The sequence below is a fragment of the Collinsella sp. SGI.180 genome (assembly GCF_050313455.1).
In the GTDB taxonomy this organism is placed as follows: Bacteria; Actinomycetota; Coriobacteriia; order Coriobacteriales; family Coriobacteriaceae; genus Collinsella.
Window position 1 is genome coordinate 44,394 of the sequence record NZ_JBNPLL010000011.1, and the last position, 19,324, is coordinate 63,717.

The 19,324-nt window shown below is 60.3% G+C and carries 17 protein-coding genes; 1 reads left to right on the forward strand and 16 read right to left on the reverse strand.

Annotated elements, in window-relative coordinates; genetic code table 11:
* From ACQRAP_RS05765 to purF, 10 genes are all read right to left on the reverse strand, one after another.
* The gene (locus tag ACQRAP_RS05765; RefSeq protein ID WP_427747593.1) at window positions 1–876 is read right to left on the reverse strand and encodes a transporter substrate-binding domain-containing protein; all 876 of its coding nucleotides are present in this window, start codon (window positions 874–876) and stop codon (window positions 1–3) included.
* Window positions 877–884: 8 nt separating this feature from the next.
* The gene (locus ACQRAP_RS05770; protein ID WP_055251548.1) at window positions 885–1,616 is read right to left on the reverse strand and encodes an amino acid ABC transporter ATP-binding protein; all 732 of its coding nucleotides are present in this window, start codon (window positions 1,614–1,616) and stop codon (window positions 885–887) included.
* A gap of 368 nt (window positions 1,617–1,984) precedes the next feature.
* A complete protein-coding gene (locus ACQRAP_RS05775) occupies window positions 1,985–2,428 on the reverse strand; it encodes a GatB/YqeY domain-containing protein (RefSeq protein WP_427795123.1) in 444 nt (147 codons plus the stop codon).
* Window positions 2,429–2,482: 54 nt separating this feature from the next.
* Window positions 2,483–3,706 carry a peptidylprolyl isomerase gene (locus ACQRAP_RS05780; protein WP_427747591.1) on the reverse strand — a complete coding sequence of 408 codons (1,224 nt, stop codon included), beginning with the start codon at window positions 3,704–3,706 and terminating at the stop codon, window positions 2,483–2,485.
* 179 nt (window positions 3,707–3,885) lie between these two features.
* Window positions 3,886–4,353 carry a PTS sugar transporter subunit IIA gene (locus ACQRAP_RS05785; RefSeq protein ID WP_427747590.1) on the reverse strand — a complete coding sequence of 156 codons (468 nt, stop codon included), beginning with the start codon at window positions 4,351–4,353 and terminating at the stop codon, window positions 3,886–3,888.
* A gap of 65 nt (window positions 4,354–4,418) precedes the next feature.
* Entirely contained in the window at window positions 4,419–4,886 is a 468-nt protein-coding gene (locus tag ACQRAP_RS05790; protein WP_427747589.1) for a PIN domain-containing protein, read from the reverse strand.
* The gene (locus ACQRAP_RS05795; protein WP_427747588.1) at window positions 4,883–5,227 is read right to left on the reverse strand and encodes a type II toxin-antitoxin system RelB/DinJ family antitoxin; all 345 of its coding nucleotides are present in this window, start codon (window positions 5,225–5,227) and stop codon (window positions 4,883–4,885) included. Before ACQRAP_RS05795 ends, ACQRAP_RS05790 begins: the two co-directional genes overlap by 4 nt.
* A gap of 234 nt (window positions 5,228–5,461) precedes the next feature.
* The gene (gene purN, locus ACQRAP_RS05800; RefSeq protein WP_427747587.1) at window positions 5,462–6,169 is read right to left on the reverse strand and encodes a phosphoribosylglycinamide formyltransferase; all 708 of its coding nucleotides are present in this window, start codon (window positions 6,167–6,169) and stop codon (window positions 5,462–5,464) included.
* Window positions 6,159–7,262, reverse strand: coding sequence for a phosphoribosylformylglycinamidine cyclo-ligase (purM, locus tag ACQRAP_RS05805; protein ID WP_427795125.1), 1,104 nt, complete (start codon window positions 7,260–7,262; stop codon window positions 6,159–6,161). Before purM ends, purN begins: the two co-directional genes overlap by 11 nt.
* A 156-nt stretch (window positions 7,263–7,418) precedes the next feature.
* A complete protein-coding gene (gene purF / locus ACQRAP_RS05810; RefSeq protein WP_427717962.1) occupies window positions 7,419–9,089 on the reverse strand; it encodes an amidophosphoribosyltransferase in 1,671 nt (556 codons plus the stop codon).
* 297 nt (window positions 9,090–9,386) lie between these two features.
* Between purF and ACQRAP_RS05815 the strand changes: the two genes are divergently transcribed.
* Window positions 9,387–10,616: a putative ABC transporter permease gene (locus ACQRAP_RS05815; RefSeq protein ID WP_427747585.1), complete on the forward strand. Its 1,230-nt coding sequence runs from the start codon at window positions 9,387–9,389 to the stop codon at window positions 10,614–10,616.
* 106 nt (window positions 10,617–10,722) lie between these two features.
* Here the strand turns inward: ACQRAP_RS05815 and ACQRAP_RS05820 are convergent, their stop codons facing one another.
* The 6 genes from ACQRAP_RS05820 to ACQRAP_RS05845 form a co-directional block, all read right to left on the reverse strand.
* A complete protein-coding gene (locus ACQRAP_RS05820; RefSeq protein WP_427747584.1) occupies window positions 10,723–11,139 on the reverse strand; it encodes a molybdenum cofactor biosynthesis protein MoaE in 417 nt (138 codons plus the stop codon).
* Window positions 11,140–11,282: 143 nt separating this feature from the next.
* Window positions 11,283–12,287, reverse strand: coding sequence for a class B sortase (locus tag ACQRAP_RS05825; RefSeq protein WP_427728842.1), 1,005 nt, complete (start codon window positions 12,285–12,287; stop codon window positions 11,283–11,285).
* Window positions 12,288–12,323: 36 nt separating this feature from the next.
* Complete coding sequence (purE, locus tag ACQRAP_RS05830) at window positions 12,324–12,788, reverse strand: 5-(carboxyamino)imidazole ribonucleotide mutase (RefSeq protein WP_154516732.1); 465 nt, start codon at window positions 12,786–12,788, stop codon at window positions 12,324–12,326.
* Between the two features lie 485 nt (window positions 12,789–13,273).
* Entirely contained in the window at window positions 13,274–16,588 is a 3,315-nt protein-coding gene (gene carB, locus ACQRAP_RS05835; RefSeq protein WP_427795126.1) for a carbamoyl-phosphate synthase large subunit, read from the reverse strand.
* Window position 16,589: 1 nt separating this feature from the next.
* Window positions 16,590–18,035, reverse strand: coding sequence for a glutamine-hydrolyzing carbamoyl-phosphate synthase small subunit (gene carA / locus ACQRAP_RS05840; RefSeq protein WP_427795127.1), 1,446 nt, complete (start codon window positions 18,033–18,035; stop codon window positions 16,590–16,592).
* Window positions 18,036–18,446: 411 nt separating this feature from the next.
* On the reverse strand, window positions 18,447–19,324 hold an 878-nt coding region (locus ACQRAP_RS05845), incomplete at its 5' end, for a hypothetical protein (RefSeq protein ID WP_427795128.1).

Sequence of the window (19,324 nt, forward strand, 5' to 3'; positions counted from 1 at the left end):
CTATACAAGACCCCAGGTCTTAACCTCTTGGTCGAGCCAGCCGTCGGCCAGGCGATCGCATATCACCTGATCGACCACGGCCGAAAGATCACAGCCCTTCTTGGTCGCCACGCCGTAGCCCTGCTCGCCAAACTTGACCTCGGGTTGCAGCAGCTCAACGGTCTCGTTCATGTAACCGGCCAGCGTGGAGCGGTCCATGGCAAAGACGTCGATATTGCCGGCATCGAGCGAACTCTTAATGATGGGGTAGCCGCTAAAGGCCCTAAACTCGGGCTTGCAGCTAAAGCCGTTGTCCTTGATCATCTGCTCGATCAGGCCCTGCGTGGTTGCACCCTGGCTCACGCCAATGACTTTGCCGTCCAGGTCCTCAATCGAGGTAAAGCCCGAACGCTTCTTGACCATGAGTCCCACGTAGTCGGTGCGGTACGGCGTCGAGAAATCCCAGCTCTTCTTGCGCTCGTCGGTGATGGTGTAGGTCGCCGCGACCACGTCGAGCTGGCCGTTATCGATCAGCGGGCCGCGCGTCTTGGGCGTTACGTCAGTAAACTCGACAAGCTCATGGGCACGGGCCTCCTTGTAGCTCACGCCAAAGACGGCAGCGGCGATCTGGTAGCACAAATCGACCTCCATGCCCTCAAAGCGGCCCTTGGCGGTGTCGTAATAGCCGTAGCCGGGAACGTCCTTCTTAACGCCGGCATTCAGATGGCCACGCGACTTGATGGCCGCAAGCTTAGACCCCTTGTCGGAGTCCTCACCGCCGGTGGAGTTGCCGCAACCGGTAAGCGCGGTCCCCGTCAGCGCGAGCATACCGGCGCCCGCCAGCTGCAAAAAGTGGCGGCGCGACACGGCCGCCCTCGTCATATCCGTCATGTCCATCACCGCGCCTAGTGCAGAATCTTGGACAGAAACTCGCGGCAGCGCGGGTTCTCGGGGTTATCGAAGAAGTGCTCGGGTGTGCCCTCCTCCAGGATGCGGCCGTCCTCCATAAAGATGACGCGGTCGGCCACCTGGCGCGCAAAGCCCATCTCGTGCGTCACGCAGATCATGGTGATATCCTCCTGCGCGAGCTCAATCATAACGTCCAGGACTTCCTGGACCATCTCGGGGTCGAGCGCCGAGGTCGGCTCGTCAAACAGGATGATGGGCTGCTTGGTGCACAGGGCACGGGCAATGGCGATGCGCTGCTGCTGACCGCCCGAGAGGTTCTGCGGATACTCGCCGGCCTTATGCGCCATGCCGACGCGCTTGAGCGCGGCGATGGCGATCTCGGTCGCCTCCTCCTTACTCTTCTTTTGCAGCTTGATGGGCGCGAGCGTCAGGTTGCCCAGCACCGTCATGTTGGGATATAGGTTGAACTGCTGAAACACCATGGAGCTGTACTTGCGAGCCATCTCCAGGTGATTCTTTTTGGTGAGCGGCGTACCGTCGATGATGACCTCGCCCGACGTGGGCTCCTCCAGATAATCGACGCAACGGATGAGCGTGGACTTGCCCGAGCCGGAAGGCCCGATCATTACGAGCTTCTCGCCGCGCTTGACGGTGAGGTTGATATCTTTGAGCACATGCAGGTCGCCAAAGTACTTGTTGAGATGCTTGATCTCGATCATGTCTGCCATGAATATCCCTTCCCTGTGCTTACACGAATTGCTCTATTTTACGGAAAGAACCACGTTTCCGCAGCCCACACTGCATTCCCGTAAAGAACCCGCAACCTTTAACCCACTCATTGGGGACAGACTTAAATGAGTACCCAGCCCACCAAAAAGGGGCGCGACCATGACGGCCACGCCCCTCAAGACCCGAAAATAATACAACCGCCCTTGTTGAGCATAAGTCAGCGAAAACCCGTACACGCGAGCAAGGTGACGTGAAATGAAAGGGCGCAGACCTCATGGTCGCGCCCTTGAAATTGAACGTCAGATTGCCGCGTGTACGGGTTTGCAGCGTCGAGCCGTTACGCGGTTTGGTAAAACCGCGTAACAAATTACGCGAGTTTGCCGCCGACGATCTTTGCCGCGGCCGGTTTATCGAAGTTGCCGCCGGTGGCCTTGCCGAGCGCCCCCATAACCTGGCCCATCTGCTTCTTGGACGTGGCGCCCAGCTCGGCGATGACCTGCTCAATCAGAGCCTCGAGCTCCTCGCCCGAAACCTGGGCGGGCAGCAGGCTCTCCAGAATCTTGACCTGCTCGGTCAGGTTGTCGGTACGGTCTTGATCGGTACCGGCCTTGATGGACATCTCCAACGTCTCGCTTGTCTGCTTAATCAGACGCTTGATCATGCTGTTGACGTCTTCCTCGGTCACGTCGCGGCGCTCGTTGACCTCGATGTTCTTAACCTCGGCCTTGACCTGGCGAATGATAGACAGGCGAACCTTGTCCTTGGCCTTCATGGCGGCAATCATTTCCTGCTGCAGCTCTTCGTTGGTCATCTGCAAATCCTCCTCAATAGTGTGGGCGGCACTCGCACGAGCACCGCCCCTTGATTACTCAGTCGTCGACGAATCGTCGGTCGAGCTCTTGGTGACGCCCTTCAGGCTTACGTTATAGGGCACGTCCTTGGGCATGGGGTTGACGGTAATGTCGGCATCCTTCGTGTACTTCTCCAGCCACTCGTTGTATGCCGTGCCCGATGCCTGGGTCTTCACCACATTGGAAACGTACTTCTTAATAGCCTTGGGCACCTGATTGATGTCATCGACCTGGCCATCGACATGGAAGTAGTCGGTGCACTTGATGATGTGGTAGCCATACGTCGACTCGACCACATCGCTCATATCGCCCTTGTTAAGGCCCTCGAGCGCCGTCTGGTAGCTGTCGACAAAGGTGGTGAGCTTATCCCAGCCCACGTCACCCTTCTTCTCCTTGGAACCGGTGTCGTCGGAATACTGCTTCACGGCATCCTCAAAGCTCAGCTCGCCGGAGTTGATCTTATCCAGGCACTCCTGCGCCTTGGCCTTGGCGGCGGCCTTGTCCTCGTCGGAAGCGTCGGAATCAACCTTGATCAGGATGTTCGACGAGCGGCGGGCATCGTTGTAGTTAGACAGGTTCTCGTTAATGTAATCGACAATCTCGCTGTCCTTGGGCTTGCTGGTGGGAGCAACGGTATCCTTAAGCTTCTGCTGCGCCAGGCTCTCCTTGAGCGAGTCCTTGTAGGTGTCCTCGGTATAGCCGTAGGTCTTAAGGGTCTCCTTAAAGGTCTTGGCGCCGCCCGCGCTCTTGCAGGCGTCCTTCCAAGCCTTCTCTACTTCCTCGTCCGAAACCGTCACGCCGTTCTCCTTCTGCGCCTGCTGGAGCAGAATCTGCTGCGTATAGGAATCGATGAGCTGTTTGCGGTACTTCTTGGGCGTCAGGTCGTTGTCAACCAGATACTGCGCCCAATCCTCATCCTTGGTGTAGCCGTAGGACGTGCGCATGCTCATGATCTGCTTGGTTACGGTGTCCTCGGTGAGATTGGTTCCGTTGACGGTAGCAGCCACACCGCCGGTCAGTTTGTAACCCGAGTTATTGTTCTCGGTCTGCGACATCAAACCGGAGCACGCCATGGCCGAGACGGAAAGCAGCATTGCCAGCACGCCGATAACCACCAGAACGATCTTGACGGTCTTGGACACATAGGTCTTGCGCTGCTTCTTGCGAGAGCTGGAGGCGGCGCGGGCCTGCTGCTCGGGCGTCGGCGCGGCCTCGGAGTTCTTTTTCTTATTTGCCATAGTTGGCCTTTCGCATCACGAATCGAACAAACGTCATTGTGTCACAACGCAGCCCCGCGGCACACCTGGTGCATGGGAGACAGGTCAATCTGCACCATTTTGGTGCAAAGGGGACAGCTCCGACAGCTAGGGACGTTCCTTTTCTGCCGGCAGTTAGGGACAGTCCCCAAATGCCGGCCCTAGAAGTGGCGGCGGATGGCGTCGACCATGCCCTGGGACGAAGTCTGACCGAGCACGTCGGCTGCGGCGTCGGCATCCATAAAGATATTCATAAGCGCTTGCAGGGCCTCGACCTGGCCGCCCGGCTCGGCAATACCCAGATTGATGATGATCTGCGCCGGCACGGGGGCACCCATGCCCGCCATAGCATTGAACGTCACGGGCGCGGAGGGCTTCACCACCGCGATATAGGGCTTAGCCACAAACCCCGGATCGGTATGCGGAATGGCAATATTGGCCGCCGGCATGGCGAGGCCCGTGGGATAGATGTCCTCGCGCGTACGGACGGCATCGAGCCAACCGGACGCAATGTAGCCGTGCGGAGCAAGCTCGCCCTCGAGTCGCGCAAACACCTCATCCGGCGTCGCGCACTCCCAATCAAAAAACACCAGCTCAGGCGCGAATAGCATCTCGGCGTTATCCGCCATACCGTCCTCCAAAGTTGCATGAGGTTCACAATGCCCCATATGATAGCGAAACCAGACAGGCAAGGTTAGCCGAGGATCCCAATCATCTCGAGTGCGCGGGCAGGCGTCAAGCACACCTCGGGCATCGCCTCCAGCATGCGCCGATCGCTCGTGACCACGTAGTCAACATCTGCCGTCTCGCCCGAAGCGATGATGAGGTTGTCTTCGAGATCCGGCATGCGCTTGCCAAGCATGCGCGCCATCTCGCACTCTGCCAACGAAAGCGGAGAGGCAGTTGCCACCTGCATCATATGCTCGATGCAGGCCCATGACGCCGAGGCAAACGAAACGTTAATCCCATTCGCATTCCGCCGAGCCAGACGCCGAGGCAGGATATAGAACACATCCTTTGCCGTCGTGGGCGTGTACAGAAGGTCAATCTTTCCCGCCTCGGCCAGTTCAACTAATCTCTTCGCTTCGTCGAACGCCCCCTCTTGCAGGTAATAATCGAGCCAAACGTTCGTATCTACCAAGAGATGCTTTGCCTCGATCATCGACAATTCGCCTCAATATCGGCAATCATCGTGTCATACATATCATCTCGTACGGCATCCCAATCTTCCGCAGATGATCCAACTGGCGCAAAATCCGAAGCATTTAACCCCAGCGATGAAAAAGCTAGGCCACACCCCTGCTCAGCCAGGCTCTCCGCGCGGGGCGCCTCGCGCTTATCCGTCACCATAAATCCCGGCAACGCTTGATGCTCGACAAGATAGGCCCAAAGCGCACGAACGGCATCGCTCGGCCCCAATCCATTGCGTGTCAGGACCGCATCGCCACCAGCCTTGAGCATAGGATCGATTCGTGTGTTGAGCTGCACCGTTGCTGCACCCATAGCGGCTCCTTTCTACTTGCTAGCAGTATAGCAAACATAAAAGGCCACGCAAAAGGGCCCCGCCCACACACGGACGAGGCCCTATCGGATTTCTTGGAATGGGAATGGTGCCCGTCACGTTATCCAAAGCCCAAAATCAAAGAGGTATTAAGCTGATTGGGGCACATGTGATTCCATATGCCCCAATCAGCTTTTTTGATAGTTTACGTCGCAAGGAAAACCAAGCGAATCCTTTTACGCACGATGGCGCGCCGGATCAATTGCAACCTTACCGCTCTCCAACACGTGGACGCGGCCGTCAGCGAGCATCTGCACGACTTCGGGATACAGCACGTGCTCGATCGCATGGATGTGCTCCTCGAGTGTGTCGACATCCCAGCCTTCCTCAACGGCCAGCGCGCGCTGGGCAATGATGGGGCCGTTGTCGTAGACCTCGTTGGCAAAATGCACGGTCACACCGGTCACCTTGACGCCGCGCGTAAAGGCATCGTCGATCGCATGCGCACCGGTAAAGCTCGGCAGCAGCGCCGGATGCAGATTGACAACGCGGTTGGGGAACGCCGCCAGCAGCGGCGTATGCACCATGCGCATGTAGCCAGCCATGACCACATACTCGCAGCCGCGCTCGAGAAGCTCGTGCGCAATAATCTCGTCGGCGGCGATAGGGTCGGCGTAGACATCCTTGGAGAGCGTCAGCGTCTGGATACCCGCACGCTCTGCACGCTGCAGGCCCTTGGCCGAAGGACGGCTCGACACCACGAGCTCGATCGAAGCATTGAGCTTGCCGGCGGCGATCAGGTCGATCAGCGCCTGTAGGTTGGTGCCCGAACCGCTGATGAGCACGCCGATCTTGAGCGGCTCGGTGGTATCGGTGCCGGTCGGACGGGTATAGGGCGCAAAACCCAAGCCCTCGGCGGCAGTCATCTGCTCGTTAGCGCTCATCGGAGTACACGACCTTACCGGAGCCCTCGACGCATTCGCCCACGCGGAGCGGCTTCTCGCCCAGCGCGACCAGGGCATCGGTTACCGCGGCCTCATCTTCGGGAGCGACAATCAGGCACAGGCCGACGCCCATGTTGAAGGTCTTGCATGCCTCGTTGGGCGTAAGCTCGGCCTGGCGCGAAACATAGGTGATGACGGGCGGAACGTCCCAGCCCATCTCGGCGCCATTACGGGTGACCACGGCGTCGACGTCGTCGGCCAGCGCACGGTTAAGGTTCTCGGTAATGCCGCCGCCGGTGATATGGGCGATGGCGTGCACCGGAGCGCCGCCGCGGAGCAGCTCAAGAATCGGCTTGACGTAGATGCGCGTGGGGGCCAGCAGAGCGTCTGCCAGTGATGCGCCGCCGAGCTCCTCGAGCGGACGGCTCAGCTCCTCGGCCTTAGCGGCGGCCTCGGGCGTACCAGGCTTGATGCCGTCAACGCCGATGACCTTACGCACGAGCGAGTAGCCGTTGGAGTGCACGCCGGTGGAGGGAAGGCCCAGAATCACGTCGCCGGGGCGGACGTTGGCGGGGTCGAGCATCTTGGGACGGTCGACGACACCCACGGTAAAGCCGGCGAGGTCGTAGTCGGCGGGAGCCATGACGCCCGGGTGCTCGGCCATCTCGCCGCCCACGAGCGCGCAGCCCGCGAGCTTGCAGCCGTCTGCCACGCCCTTGATGATCTTTGCCATGTGCTCGGCCTCGATGTGGCCGATGGCAACATAGTCCAAAAAGAAGAGCGGCTCGGCGCCCGAAGCCAAAATGTCGTTGACGCACATGGCGACCAGGTCCTGGCCCACCGTCTCGTGACGGTCCATGATCTGGGCGAGGACGAGTTTGGTGCCCACGCCGTCGGTACCGCTGATCAGGATCGGGTCTTCCATATCCTTAAGCGCGGCGGCCGAGAACAGGCCGCCAAAGCCACCGATGCCGCCGATAACCTCGGGACGGTTGGTATCCTTAACCATTTGCTTAATAGCGTCGACGGCGCGGCCGCCCTCGGCGGTATCGACGCCGGCATCCTCATACGTCACATGCTTGCTGTCGCTCATCTGAGCCTTCCTCTCCCACTACTGTTTGACACACAGACGCCAAACAGTGCCCATAGTTGCCCTCAAGTTGGCGCACACGGTAACAACACGCGCCGCCAAATCAACAAAACAGCAGGTAAAACCTACCAAAATAAACCTGTCCCTAAATGGCAGGTTCTAGGCCTCGCCGTGCTTCTCTTCCCAGCTGCGGTCATCGTATTTCTCGACCACGGCGTCATCGCCAAAGTGCAGCGGCTTATCCAGGTTGCGGGGCTTAAAGCCCTCCATAAACTTGTCGCGGCCAAAGCTCTCGGGAATCGCCACGGGATAACGGCCGGTAAAGCACGCATCGCAGTAGCCGCCCTTGGGCATGACCTTCAGCAGGCCCTCGACCGAAAGGAAGGCCAGCGAATCGGCGCCAATGTACTCGCAGATCTCATCGACCGTCTTGTTAGCGCTGATGAGCTGCGACTGCACGTCGGTATCGATGCCGTAGAAGCACGGCCAGATGACCTCGGGCGAGTTGATGCGGATGTGAATCTCCTTGGCGCCGGCGTTGCGCAGCATCTTGACGAGCTGCACCATGGTGGTGCCGCGTACGATGGAGTCGTCGATGACGACCAGGCGCTTGCCCTCGATATTGTCGCGCAGCGGATTGAGCTTCATGCGCACGCCCATGGCACGCAGCTCCTGCGTGGGCTCGATAAACGTACGGCCCACATAGCGATTCTTGATGAGGCCCTCGCCAAAGGGAATGCCGCTCTCGCGCGAATAACCCTCCGCAGGCGGCAGACCGGAGTCGGGCACGCCGATGACCAGGTCGGCATCGACGGGCTCCTCGTGTGCCAGCTGACGACCCATGTCGTAACGGCAGGCGTAGACGCTCTTGCCATTCATGATGGAGTCGGGGCGGGCAAAGTAGACCTGCTCAAAGATGCAGTTAGCGGGCTCTTCGGCAGCGGGCACACCCTGCTCGGATACCAGGCCCTCGGCACTGATGCGCAAGATCTCGCCGGGACGGACATCACGGACATACTCGGCGCCCACGATATCGAGTGCACATGTCTCGGAGGCAACGACCCAGCCGCCAGCGCGCGTGACATGAGCGGCAGCGTCGACCGTCGCGGCGTCGTCTTGCGACGGTAGCTGCGAAACGGATGCGGCGTCGGCCTGGTCCAGGCCCTCGTCCACGAGCTTGCCCAGCACCAGCGGACGAATGCCATGTGGGTCGCGGAAAGCGTAGAGTGCCTGCTCGTTGATGAGCGTCATGGCGTAGCCGCCGCGCACGAGCTCCATGGTCTTGCGAATGCCCTCGCGCAGGTGGCCCGTACGCTGGGTAAAGTAGCCAATGAGCTTGGTCGCGACCTCGGAATCCGAATTGGAGAGGAACGGCACGCCGAGCTCGATCAGCTGGCGGCGCAGCTCGTCAGTGTTAACCAGGGTGCCGTTGTGCGCAAGCGCGATGATGACGCTGTTGATGGTGGAAAGATGCGGCTGCGAGGCTTCCCAGCTCTTGGCGCCGGCGGTACCATAGCGCACGTGGCCCACAGCCAACTGGCCGGAGAGCGTCGACAGGTCGGCGTTGGAGAACACGCGATCGAGCAGTCCCAGGTCTTTGCGAACCATAACCGTGCCGCCATCGCCCACGGCGATTCCCGCCGATTCCTGGCCGCGATGCTGCAGCGCACGCAGACCAAAGTACGTCAGTCGAGCCACGTCGCGATCGGGTGCCCACACACCAAAGATGCCGCATTCCTCATGCAGCTGGTCGGAGTCCGGATCATACGTCGACATGGTCGTCACCCGTCCTGTAGCACGCTCGGCCGCGCGGATGGTTTCTTGAGACATGGCATCCCCTCAGAGCCTCGTTATTTGGCGTTACCTGCCCTATTATACGCACGGCAAGACAAGCACTCCCGCGCATGAACAGCGGTTTTTAAAAGCCCACCGAGCTTATAATCCGTTTTGCGGCCAAACATTTTATCGGGCAACCCGCCCTCGGGGCCAACGGTCCCGTATGTTTCCGTCGCGACGCGTCTCGCCCACCGTTAGGGCTTACATTGCTGCAATTGGGCCATTCGTCCTGTCTTTAAGCAGGTCGGCGGCGTATCCTTGTAACCTACAACAAAACGAGAAAGGTTCCGTATGGATCGAAACGAACTCGACCCCAGCGTCCCCAGCGCCACGGAGGTCAAGAAGATTCCCCTCATCATTAAGGTGTACGCCGTCCTGTGCATCCTGTCCGGCGTAGGCACGCTCCCTTCGGTCGGCGCTTTTATGTGGCAGGTCATCACCGCGCTCATCAACGGCAACGCCGCCGCCAAGCTCGGCGACAACACGCTCGTCGCGGTCGGCCTTATCGTCGCCGGCATCATGCTCTCGGCGGCGAGCGCGGTCATCTTGATCATCTTTGGCCTGGACCTCATCAAGAACCAGCGCCGCAACGCCGCGCGCCTGTCCTATATCCTTATCGCACTTACCGTCATTGAGCTTTTGGTCGACGTGATGCTCCAGGGTATCGGGCCGTTCTTGCTGCGCCCCGCCATCCAGCTCGGCATCCTCGTCGCGCTTTCGGCCACTGTTGACCCCACGCTTCGTCAGGAGCGCGAACTGCAGCGCCGCCTGCAGGAGATGCTCGATCGCGACGCCGCCGCCGAGGGCATGCTCGGCCGCGATGAGACCGGCGAGGGCTACATTAAGCTCAACTACTTCAACCTGTTCTGGGTATTCTTTGTCTGCTGCGTGCTCGGCCTGATCCTGGAGGACATCTGGCACATGACGGTCGACGATCCAGGCGTCTACCAGAACCGCGCCGGCATGCTATTTGGCCCCTTCAGCCCCATCTACGGATTTGGCGCCGTACTCATGACCATGGTGCTCAACCGCTTCTACAAAAAGAACCCCATCATTATCTTTTTGGTGAGCGCCCTGCTTGGCGCAAGCTTTGAGGTCTTTGTAGGCTGGTTTATGCAGACCTCGTTCGGTGTGGTCTCGTGGAGCTACTCGCATATGAAGCTCTTTGGCATGCCCGATCCGCTCGCCGTGCTTACGGGCGGTCGCACTTGCACGGGCTTCGCCTGCCTGTGGGGTCTGGGCGGACTCATCTGGATCAAGCTGCTGCTGCCCAGATTGCTCAAGCTCATTAACATGATTCCCTGGAAGAGTCGCTACTCAGCCACCGTCATCTTTACCATCATCATGCTGGTCGACGGCGTCATGACGCTGCAATCGCTCGACTACTGGTACCAGCGTGTCAACGGCACGGCCAGCGATATTCCCGTTGCGCAGTTCTACGGAAAGTACTTCGATAACGAGTATATGGAAAATCGCTTCCAGAGCATGACCATGAGCCCCAAGGACGCCACGCGCGTGTAGCGAGCGCCGGCACAAAACAGCCCCAACACACCAAAGCCCGCTGGCAGATCTACATGAACTGCCAGCGAGCTTTTGCTATAGACGTACACGGGTTGCCGGCTAGGCGTTACGCTTCGCGCTCGACCTCGCTCACGCACTCGTTCTTGATAGTGCCGACGAGCGCCTGCAGGGCATCGACCACATGCGGGCGAATGTCTCCGCCAATGAGCACGAGCATGATATCGTCGCCCACGGCAAGCTCGCCGCTCGCCAGCCATACGCGCACATAGCCGATACCCGGCATCGTGCGCGTCGCCTCGATGGCAGCCTGTACCTTGCTGGCGTCGTAGCCAAACACCATGCCGCCCACCTTGTGGTCCGGCGCCACGCCATCGGTCTCGACACCGCGCGCCTCGGACTTGGGTGTCGCACGCACCACGCCATTGTGCGTCAGGTACATGCCACACGCCGGCGCCGAAGCGTCGGCCTTGGCTTCGCGCAGCCACGCATCGACCGAAGGCATCAATTTGCCGTTCTCAAGCATCATTTCTCCTTTTTAGCGTCGTCGAGTAGCTAATTTGGGACGGGGCTCTTTTAGCTACCCCCGTCACCTAACCCAGCAAAATCATTCTGCATATCCGGGGTAGCTAAAAGAGCCCCGTCCCAAATTAGCTACTCTCGAACCGCTTATTCCTCGACCGGCGTGAGTACCATGACGGCGCGCGTATTGCTAAATGACAGTGAGCGACAAGTCACAAGCGTTACGACCTTAGTTGCCGAGGCAGCACGGTCGGTCGCATCGTTTGCCACGGCCGAGGCGCCATCGAGCATCTCGGACAGATAATTCGTCAGCCCGTCGTCGCCCTCAAAGTTGGTCGCGCGCGCCTTGGAGTACGTATCCTCAACCACCTTGGTCGCCAGCGGTCTCAGCTTATACGTGCCATCGCGCGTGATGTAGTACACGTACTCGATGCTGTCGAACGTCGCCTGGTCGGTGGTGTCCGAGATCACATTAAACATCGATCCGTCGTTCATATGGTGGCCGTAGATTGTCGTCTGCTGGTCCACCATGCCCGGCGCGACATCTTCGAAGTCCAAGAAAATCGCACCCGATGCATTGGACGTACCGTCAAACAGCGTGTTGAGGTATTTAGAGTTGTCCTTGGCCTGCACCACGGGATAGTTGATGTTGGTATCCGGCACATAAATCCATCCCACGATCTCGGGATTTGCCTTAGCAAGAGCGTCAAAATCGACAATCGGCACGCCGCTCGCATCCTTATCGCTCACGTACTGCTTCTCGATTTTCTGGTACGAATCGCTTGCCTGCTTATAGCCAATCTGAGCATTGATAAAGATGGCGGCAGCGGCGACAATCAGACCGATGCCCACGATGATGAGCAGAATGGGGATGATGGAGCGGCGCTTCTTACGCGGCGGCTCGGTGTAGCTGGACGGAGCGCCGCTCGGTTGCCTCGTCGACCGGGCCTGCTTCTTTGCCGTGCCATATGACGAGGGGCGAAACGCAGCCGGCGTATCCTGACGGCGATGGGACGTCGGCGTTACGGGGCGCGGCGCACGAGCCTGTTGAGGAGAGGATGCCCGACCCTGCTGCATGGAGCGGGCCGATCCCGACTTGGATGGATCGGGGATATGAGAAGCCGAGAAACGTTTTCCCTGATAGTCGGACATGACTCTCCCTATGATTACAACGGAACGGCAAGCCGCTTAGGCGTCAGCCATCTCCTGCTTCATCTTCTCGATAATTGCGCGATACTCGGGATCGCAAGCACCCAGAATCTGCGTGGCGTAGATGGCAGCGTTCTTGGCGCCGTTGATGGCAACGCATGCCACAGGCACGCCCGAAGGCATCTGCACCATCGACAGCAGCGAATCCATGCCGCCCAGATCACTCGTCTTCATAGGCACGCCGATAACCGGCAGCGGCGTAAAGGCAGCCACGACACCGCCCAGGTGCGCGGCCTTGCCGGCTGCGGCGATAATCACCTTGATGCCACGGTCGGCGGCAGTCGAAGCCCACTCGTGGACCTTCGCCGGCGTACGGTGCGCGCTGGCAATCACGAGCTCATAGGGCACACCGAGCGCCTCGAGCTCGGCGGTGCAGCCTTCCATAACGCCCAGATCGGACTTGGAACCCATGATGATCCCGACAACCGGCTTTTGATCTGCCATAAACAAAGACCTCCTGTTGAGAGCGGTGACGCGGCCAATCCGCGACCCTTAACTACTGAGAGTAGTATAGCTGCTCCCGTCCCTGCGGTCTGTTGGTGCTCTGCGGCGGCCCGGTGTTTTCATCTTCACTCCGATTGCTACGCAAAGTCGTTCAGCTAAATAACCCAGCCCGCCGCGGGGCACCCGGGGACCTACCGGATATTGCCATGACGTACGTTGGCTGATTTGGTTTGGAATGGGAGGTTGACGAGGCTGAAAGTCCCTCCTACATAACGTGGGCGCCGTCGTTCGAATGAACGACGGCGCCCACACTCAATTTTATTCAGCCCCAGTCATCGCGCAAAGCCCCTTCGACAGTACACGGTGCAGCCAAGTCACCACAGGCCGGGGCGGGAGGGGCCGAGTTTCCCCCTGAGCGACTCTGCTTGCAGCCGGAGCGAAAGGGGGAAATCTCGGCCCCTCCCGCCCCGGCCGGCCAGGTCACATTACACCGTGTACTGCGGCAGGTCCTGCAGGGCGATGACGTCCATGCCCATGTCGTTGGCGCTGCCGTGGCCCTGCTGGTCCTCGCGCACCGCCTCGATAGCACTCACGTAGGTGTTGGCGGCAGACATCGCCGTCACGCAGGTCACGCCGCGGCGCACCGCCTCGGTGCGCAACAGATAGCCGTCGCCGCGCGAGCCCGGGCCGTACGGCGTATTGATGATTACCGCGATCTTGCCATCGGCGATAAGGTCACCGATGTTGGGGCGCTCGCCGTCGTGTGGGCCGCTGATCTTTTCCACGACCTCGCACGTCACGTTGCCTCCACGCAGCACGCGCGCCGTACCCTCGGTAGAGCAGATGTCAAAGCCCAGATAGCGCAGGATACGGGCGACCGAAAGGATATGGCGCTTGTCGCGATCGCACACGCTAATGAACACCTTGCCGGCGCTCGGATCGGGCAGTTTGTAGTCAATCGCCAGCTGTGTCTTGGCGTATGCCTCGGGATAGCTCTTGGCGACACCCATGACCTCGCCCGTCGACTTCATCTCGGGCCCCAGGATAACGTCGGCTCCCGGGAAACGACCCCAGGGCATAACGGCTTCCTTCATGCAAAAGCAGTCCAGCTGGCGCTCGTCGCTCGGCAGGCCCAGGCTCGCGATGGAATCGCCCGCCATGATGCGCGCCGCGCACTTGGCCAGCGGCACGCCGGTGGCCTTGGAGATAAACGGCACGGTACGGCTGGCACGCGGGTTGGCCTCGATCACGTAGACGGTCTCGCCCTTGATGGCATACTGCACATTGACCAGGCCGCGAACTCCCAGCGCCATCGCAATGCGGCGCGTGGTCTCGCGGAGCTTCGCCTGCAGACTCTCGCTAAAGCTAAACGGCGGAATGCAAGTCGCGGAGTCACCGGAGTGGATACCGGCCTCCTCGATATGCTCCAGAATACCGCCGATGTAGACTTCCTCGCCGTCGCACAGGGCATCGACATCGGACTCGATCGCGCCCTCCAGGAAGCGGTCGAGGTACACCGGGTAGTCGGGGCTAATGCGCGCAGCCTCGGCCATGTAATCGTGCAGATGCTCGGCATCGTAGGCGATCATCATACCGCGGCCGCCCAACACATAGCTCGGACGAACCAGCAGCGGGTAGCCGATATGCGCAGCCACGGCCTCGGCCTCCTCAAACGAGGTGGCCTGACCCGCCGGCGGGTACATAATGCCCAGCTTGTCGAGCAGGGCGGCAAAGCGCTCGCGGTCCTCGGCAAAATCGATGGCATCGGGCGTGGTACCCATGATGTTCACACCGCTCTCCTCGAGCATGCGCGCCAGCTTAAGCGGAGTCTGGCCGCCGAGCGTCACCACGGCGCCGTCGGGGCGCTCAACATCGATAACGTCCATGACGTCCTCGTAGGTGAGCGGCTCAAAGTACAGACGATCGGACGTGTCATAGTCGGTCGAGACGGTCTCGGGGTTGCAGTTGACCATGATGGTCTCGAAGCCACGGGCCGCCAGCGCGTAGCTCGCGTGCACGCAGCAGTAGTCAAACTCGATACCCTGGCCGATACGATTGGGGCCGGCACCCAGAATCATCGCCTTGGGCTTATCTGCCGGCGTGGTCTCGTCGGGGGCAACGCACTTCTTGGCGACCGAGCTCGTGCGGTAGATGTTTTCGTAGGTCTTGTAGTGATACTCCGTGGCACTCGAGAACTCAGCAGCGCAGGTGTCGACCGTCTTCATGCTGGGAACCACGCCCAGACCCTTACGGTAAGCGCGAACAAAGCGCTCGTCCGAGCCGGTCAGCGCGGCAATCTCGGCATCGCTCGTGCCATACTGCTTGAGCAGGCGCATCGCGTCGGCGTCGATGTCCTCCACGCGCAGGCCGCGAATGCTCTCCTGGACCTGCACCATATCGTTGATACGGTTGAGATACCACGGATCGATGCCGCAGATGGCATGGATGCGCGCGACATCCCAGCCACGACGCAGGGCCTCGACCACAAAGAAGATGCGGTGCTCAGTCGGGGTGCCCACGGCCTGAGCGAGCTCGTCGTCGCTCAGCTTATCGGCACCTTCCTTGCCACCAGCGCAAATGCCCTGATGCCCGTCCTCCAGCGAGCGCATGGCCTTACCAAAGGCCTCCTCAAAGGTGCGGCCGATCGCCATGATCTCGCCCACGGCTTTCATGCGCGTTGTGAGCGTGGGGTCGGCACCCTTGAACTTCTCAAAGGCAAAGCGCGGCACCTTGACCACACAGTAGTCGATCGTGGGCTCAAAGCAGGCAGGCGTGGCTTTGGTGATGTCGTTGACGATCTCGTCGAGCGTGTAGCCCACGGCCAGGCGAGCGGCGGCCTTGGCGATGGGGAAGCCCGTGGCCTTGGAGGCCAGTGCGGACGAACGGCTCACGCGCGGGTTCATCTCGATGACGATCAGGCGACCGGTCTGCGGGTTCACGGCAAACTGCACGTTGGAGCCACCGGTCTCGACGCCGATCTTCTCCAGAATGGCGAGCGAGGCGACACGCATGCGCTGATACTCAAGGTCGGAGAGGGTCTGCGCCGGCGCCACGGTGATGGAGTCGCCGGTATGCACGCCCATGGGGTCGAGGTTCTCGATGGAGCACACGATGATGCCGTTGCCGGCGTGGTCGCGCATGACCTCCATCTCGTACTCTTTCCAACCCTCGATGGACTCCTCGACCAGCACCTCGTGGGCGGGCGAGAGCTCAAGGCCCTGGCTCACGATGGAGACGAGCTCCTCGTGGGTATGCGCGATGCCGCCGCCGGCGCCGCCCAGGGTAAAGCTCGGGCGCAGCACGCAGGGATATCCCACGCGCTCGGCGATGGCCTCGGCGTCGGCCACGCTGTAGGCATAGCCCGAGCGCGCGACCTCCAGGCCGATCTCGGCCATGGCCTCGTTAAAGAGCTTGCGGTCCTCGCCGCGCTCGATGGCGGCAAGGTCGCAGCCGATCATCTCGACGCCGTACTGGTCGAGCGTACCGTCCTTTGCCAGCTCGACGGCGGCGTTCAGACCGGTCTGGCCGCCCAGCGTGGGCAGCAGCGCGTCCGGGCGCTCCTTCTTGATCACGCGCTCGATAAATTCGGCGGTGATGGGTTCGACATAGGTGCGGTCGGCCAGGCCCGGGTCGGTCATGATGGTCGCCGGGTTGGAGTTGACCAGGATGACCTCAAAGCCATCCTCCTTGAGCACCTTGCAGGCCTGGGCGCCGGAGTAATCGAACTCGCAGGCCTGGCCAATGACGATGGGACCCGAGCCAATGACGAGGATGCGCTTGATGTCAGTACGTTTAGGCATGTTAGTTCTCCTCGGTCTCGGTCGTGGCGGAACCCTCGTCGGCAAAGCTCCAGCCCTGCAGGCGGTCCTTCGCGGTATCGATGTCCAGGTAGTTCTCCTCGCCGTCCATGAGTCGCGTAAAGGCGGTAAAGAGATAGTGGGCATCGGTGGGGCCGGGCGAGGCCTCGGGGTGGTACTGGACCGAGAAGCACGGGGCGTCGAGCAGCTGAATACCCTCGGCGGTGCCGTCGTTGAGGTTCACATGCGTCAGGCGAATGCGGCCAAAGCGCTCGTTCATCACGACGGGCGCGATACCACGGCGCACCCAGACGCGCAGATCGCCGTCGGCCGCATGCTCGGTCTCGCCGCCCGAAAGCTCGGGGACAAGCTTGCCCAAGCTGGGGAACAGCAGGCCAAAGCCATGGTTTTGAGCGGTAATTTCCACGCGGCGGCTGACCAGATTCATAACCGGCTGGTTACCGCCACGGTGACCGAATTTGAGCTTTTCCATCTGGGCACCGCATGCCAAGCTGATCATCTGGTGACCTAAGCAAATGCCAAAGACGGGCACCTTGCCGATCAGCTGCTGCACCTGCTCGTAGGTCTCTACCACGGCATCGGGGTCGCCGGGGCCGTTGGACAAAAAGACGCCATCGGGATTCATGTCGAGTACCTGACGCGCGGGTGTATCCCACGGCACGACGGTGAGGTCGCAGCCAGCACGGACCAGACCCTCCAGGATGCCACGCTTGACACCGCAGTCGTACGCGACCACGTTGTGGCGGGCGGGAGCGGGGGCCGCAAGCGCAAAGCCATGCTCGGCAGGCAGATCGCTTCCGGCGAACGGATGGGGCGCAGGGCAGCTCACGGTCTTGACCAGGTTCTCCCCCACCAGCGTGGGAGCAGAGGCCAAGCGCTCGGCAAGCTCGTCGATGTCGAGGACCTCGGTCGAGATAATGCCCATCTTGGAGCCATTGTCGCGCAGGTGGCGCACCAGGGCTCGGGTGTCGACGCCCTCGATAGCGACGATGCCGTGTGCGCGCAGGTACTCCGGCACGCTGACGGCCGAGCGCCAGTTAGAAGGCGTGGCACACATGTCGCGCACGATCATGCCGCGCATGGCGGGAGCACTCGCGGGGCGTACGTCATCGCCGGGGAAGGCGGACTGGACATCGGTCTCGTCGATGCCATAGTTGCCAATCTGCGGATAGGTCATGGTAACGATCTGGCCAGCATAGCTCGGGTCGGTCATAACCTCAAAGTAACCCTCGAGTGAGGTATTGAAGCAGACTTCGCCGGTCGCGGTGCCCTCGGCACCACATGCACGGCCATAAAAAATGGTCCCATCCTCAAGGTACAGGATGCAGGGACCGCAAACACCCTTGCTGGTTTTGGCCAGCATGCGCTGGCACAGTTCGCTGGGCGCGATGGTGCGGGCGGCAGCGCCCGCAATATGGTTGTTCGCCATAGTTCTCCTTCCCGGTCTCTCGGGACCGGCTTAAAGGTGTGTAGTTAGGCCTCGCGGTATTCTAACCGTAAGTATGCCTTATGGCGTTAATTACATAGAATTGTTTACAAAATGATAATTATGACTTCTTATGCATAATGATTTTTCTGGGACGGGGATTAAAAAATCATTCTGAAAGCAGAGCTTTGTCGCTGAGTAGTCAATTTGGGACGGGGCTATTTTAGCTGCCCCGTCCGTCAATCAACCTAACCGTCGTGCCACCAGCCGGGGCAGCTAAAATAGCCCCGTCCCAAATTGACTACTCGCCAACCGCATACATGACAGAATGATTTTTTAATCCCCGTCCCAGAAAAATCGTCCCGCGTGGGCTTGCGGCTCACGCGGGATGTCATCGTTCTATGTGGCTGCGGACTACTTTTGCTTGTCCTGCTCAAGTAATTCGGACGGGGTGCGGCCAAGCTTGCCGCCACGGAAAATCTCGCGGCCGTGCAGACGGTGCTCCAGGTCACGTTCGGCCTTTTCCTCGTCAATCTTAGTCTGGCTCACCGCCGGGTCCTCGATGAGCGACGATACCGAGTTCACCTGTTTCTGAATACGCTCGGCAATGGTGTCATCCATGCTCACGATACGCATCTTCCAGTCGATATTGGTGGCGTTGGAAGAGCTCTTGGTCCAGACGAACGTCATGATGGCACTCTGGTGGCCCTGGGCGGGAAACATGCCAAAGAAGGAATCATGCTGAATCCTGCTGTCCTCGTCGATATAGGCGTGGACGTTATACACCACACGGTCAATCTTGTCGTTGAGCAGGGCATTGGTTGCGAGCGCCGCCGCCTGAATCTGACCGTTGGACAGCAACTCGAGTTCATTGGCAGAAGACGTGTCCAGCACCGTCACCTCAACCGTGCCCGTACCCTCGTCGGCCTCGTCGACGGTAAAATCGAGCGGGAACTGCGTAAAGCCGTTGCCCCATTCAAGTCCACCTTTGAGCGCGGTCGAAACGGTATCCACCGAAACGCTCTCGGAGAGGTTCGCGGTGTTCAGGCGTCGCATCACGCCGTAGCCGATCTGCATGCCCACAATCAGCACCAGGATGCCGATAACCACGGCCATGGCAGTTTTCGTAATGGTATGGCTCACCTGCGAACCCGAAGGATCGTCCTCGGACAGCGGGTCGATATGTTTTGCCTGGCTCGCGCGATCCTCGCTGCGCAGCCGCGCCAGTGTCGCCTTGTCACCGCGTTTGACGGCAGACTCTTTCTCGCGCATGCGCTCGGTACGCTTTTTGG

What these genes read in the sequence shown, in the direction of transcription:
- ACQRAP_RS05765 (WP_427747593.1), bottom strand. Translation starts at nt 876, where the DNA reads ATGGACATGACGGATATGACGAGGGCGGCCGTGTCGCGCCGCCACTTT.
- ACQRAP_RS05770 (WP_055251548.1), bottom strand. Translation starts at nt 1,616, where the DNA reads ATGGCAGACATGATCGAGATCAAGCATCTCAACAAGTACTTTGGCGAC.
- ACQRAP_RS05775 (WP_427795123.1), bottom strand. Translation starts at nt 2,428, where the DNA reads ATGACCAACGAAGAGCTGCAGCAGGAAATGATTGCCGCCATGAAGGCC.
- ACQRAP_RS05780 (WP_427747591.1), bottom strand. Translation starts at nt 3,706, where the DNA reads ATGGCAAATAAGAAAAAGAACTCCGAGGCCGCGCCGACGCCCGAGCAG.
- ACQRAP_RS05785 (WP_427747590.1), bottom strand. Translation starts at nt 4,353, where the DNA reads ATGGCGGATAACGCCGAGATGCTATTCGCGCCTGAGCTGGTGTTTTTT.
- ACQRAP_RS05790 (WP_427747589.1), bottom strand. Translation starts at nt 4,886, where the DNA reads ATGATCGAGGCAAAGCATCTCTTGGTAGATACGAACGTTTGGCTCGAT.
- ACQRAP_RS05795 (WP_427747588.1), bottom strand. Translation starts at nt 5,227, where the DNA reads ATGGGTGCAGCAACGGTGCAGCTCAACACACGAATCGATCCTATGCTC.
- purN (WP_427747587.1), bottom strand. Translation starts at nt 6,169, where the DNA reads ATGAGCGCTAACGAGCAGATGACTGCCGCCGAGGGCTTGGGTTTTGCG.
- purM (WP_427795125.1), bottom strand. Translation starts at nt 7,262, where the DNA reads ATGAGCGACAGCAAGCATGTGACGTATGAGGATGCCGGCGTCGATACC.
- purF (WP_427717962.1), bottom strand. Translation starts at nt 9,089, where the DNA reads ATGTCTCAAGAAACCATCCGCGCGGCCGAGCGTGCTACAGGACGGGTG.
- ACQRAP_RS05815 (WP_427747585.1), top strand. Translation starts at nt 9,387, where the DNA reads ATGGATCGAAACGAACTCGACCCCAGCGTCCCCAGCGCCACGGAGGTC.
- ACQRAP_RS05820 (WP_427747584.1), bottom strand. Translation starts at nt 11,139, where the DNA reads ATGCTTGAGAACGGCAAATTGATGCCTTCGGTCGATGCGTGGCTGCGC.
- ACQRAP_RS05825 (WP_427728842.1), bottom strand. Translation starts at nt 12,287, where the DNA reads ATGTCCGACTATCAGGGAAAACGTTTCTCGGCTTCTCATATCCCCGAT.
- purE (WP_154516732.1), bottom strand. Translation starts at nt 12,788, where the DNA reads ATGGCAGATCAAAAGCCGGTTGTCGGGATCATCATGGGTTCCAAGTCC.
- carB (WP_427795126.1), bottom strand. Translation starts at nt 16,588, where the DNA reads ATGCCTAAACGTACTGACATCAAGCGCATCCTCGTCATTGGCTCGGGT.
- carA (WP_427795127.1), bottom strand. Translation starts at nt 18,035, where the DNA reads ATGGCGAACAACCATATTGCGGGCGCTGCCGCCCGCACCATCGCGCCC.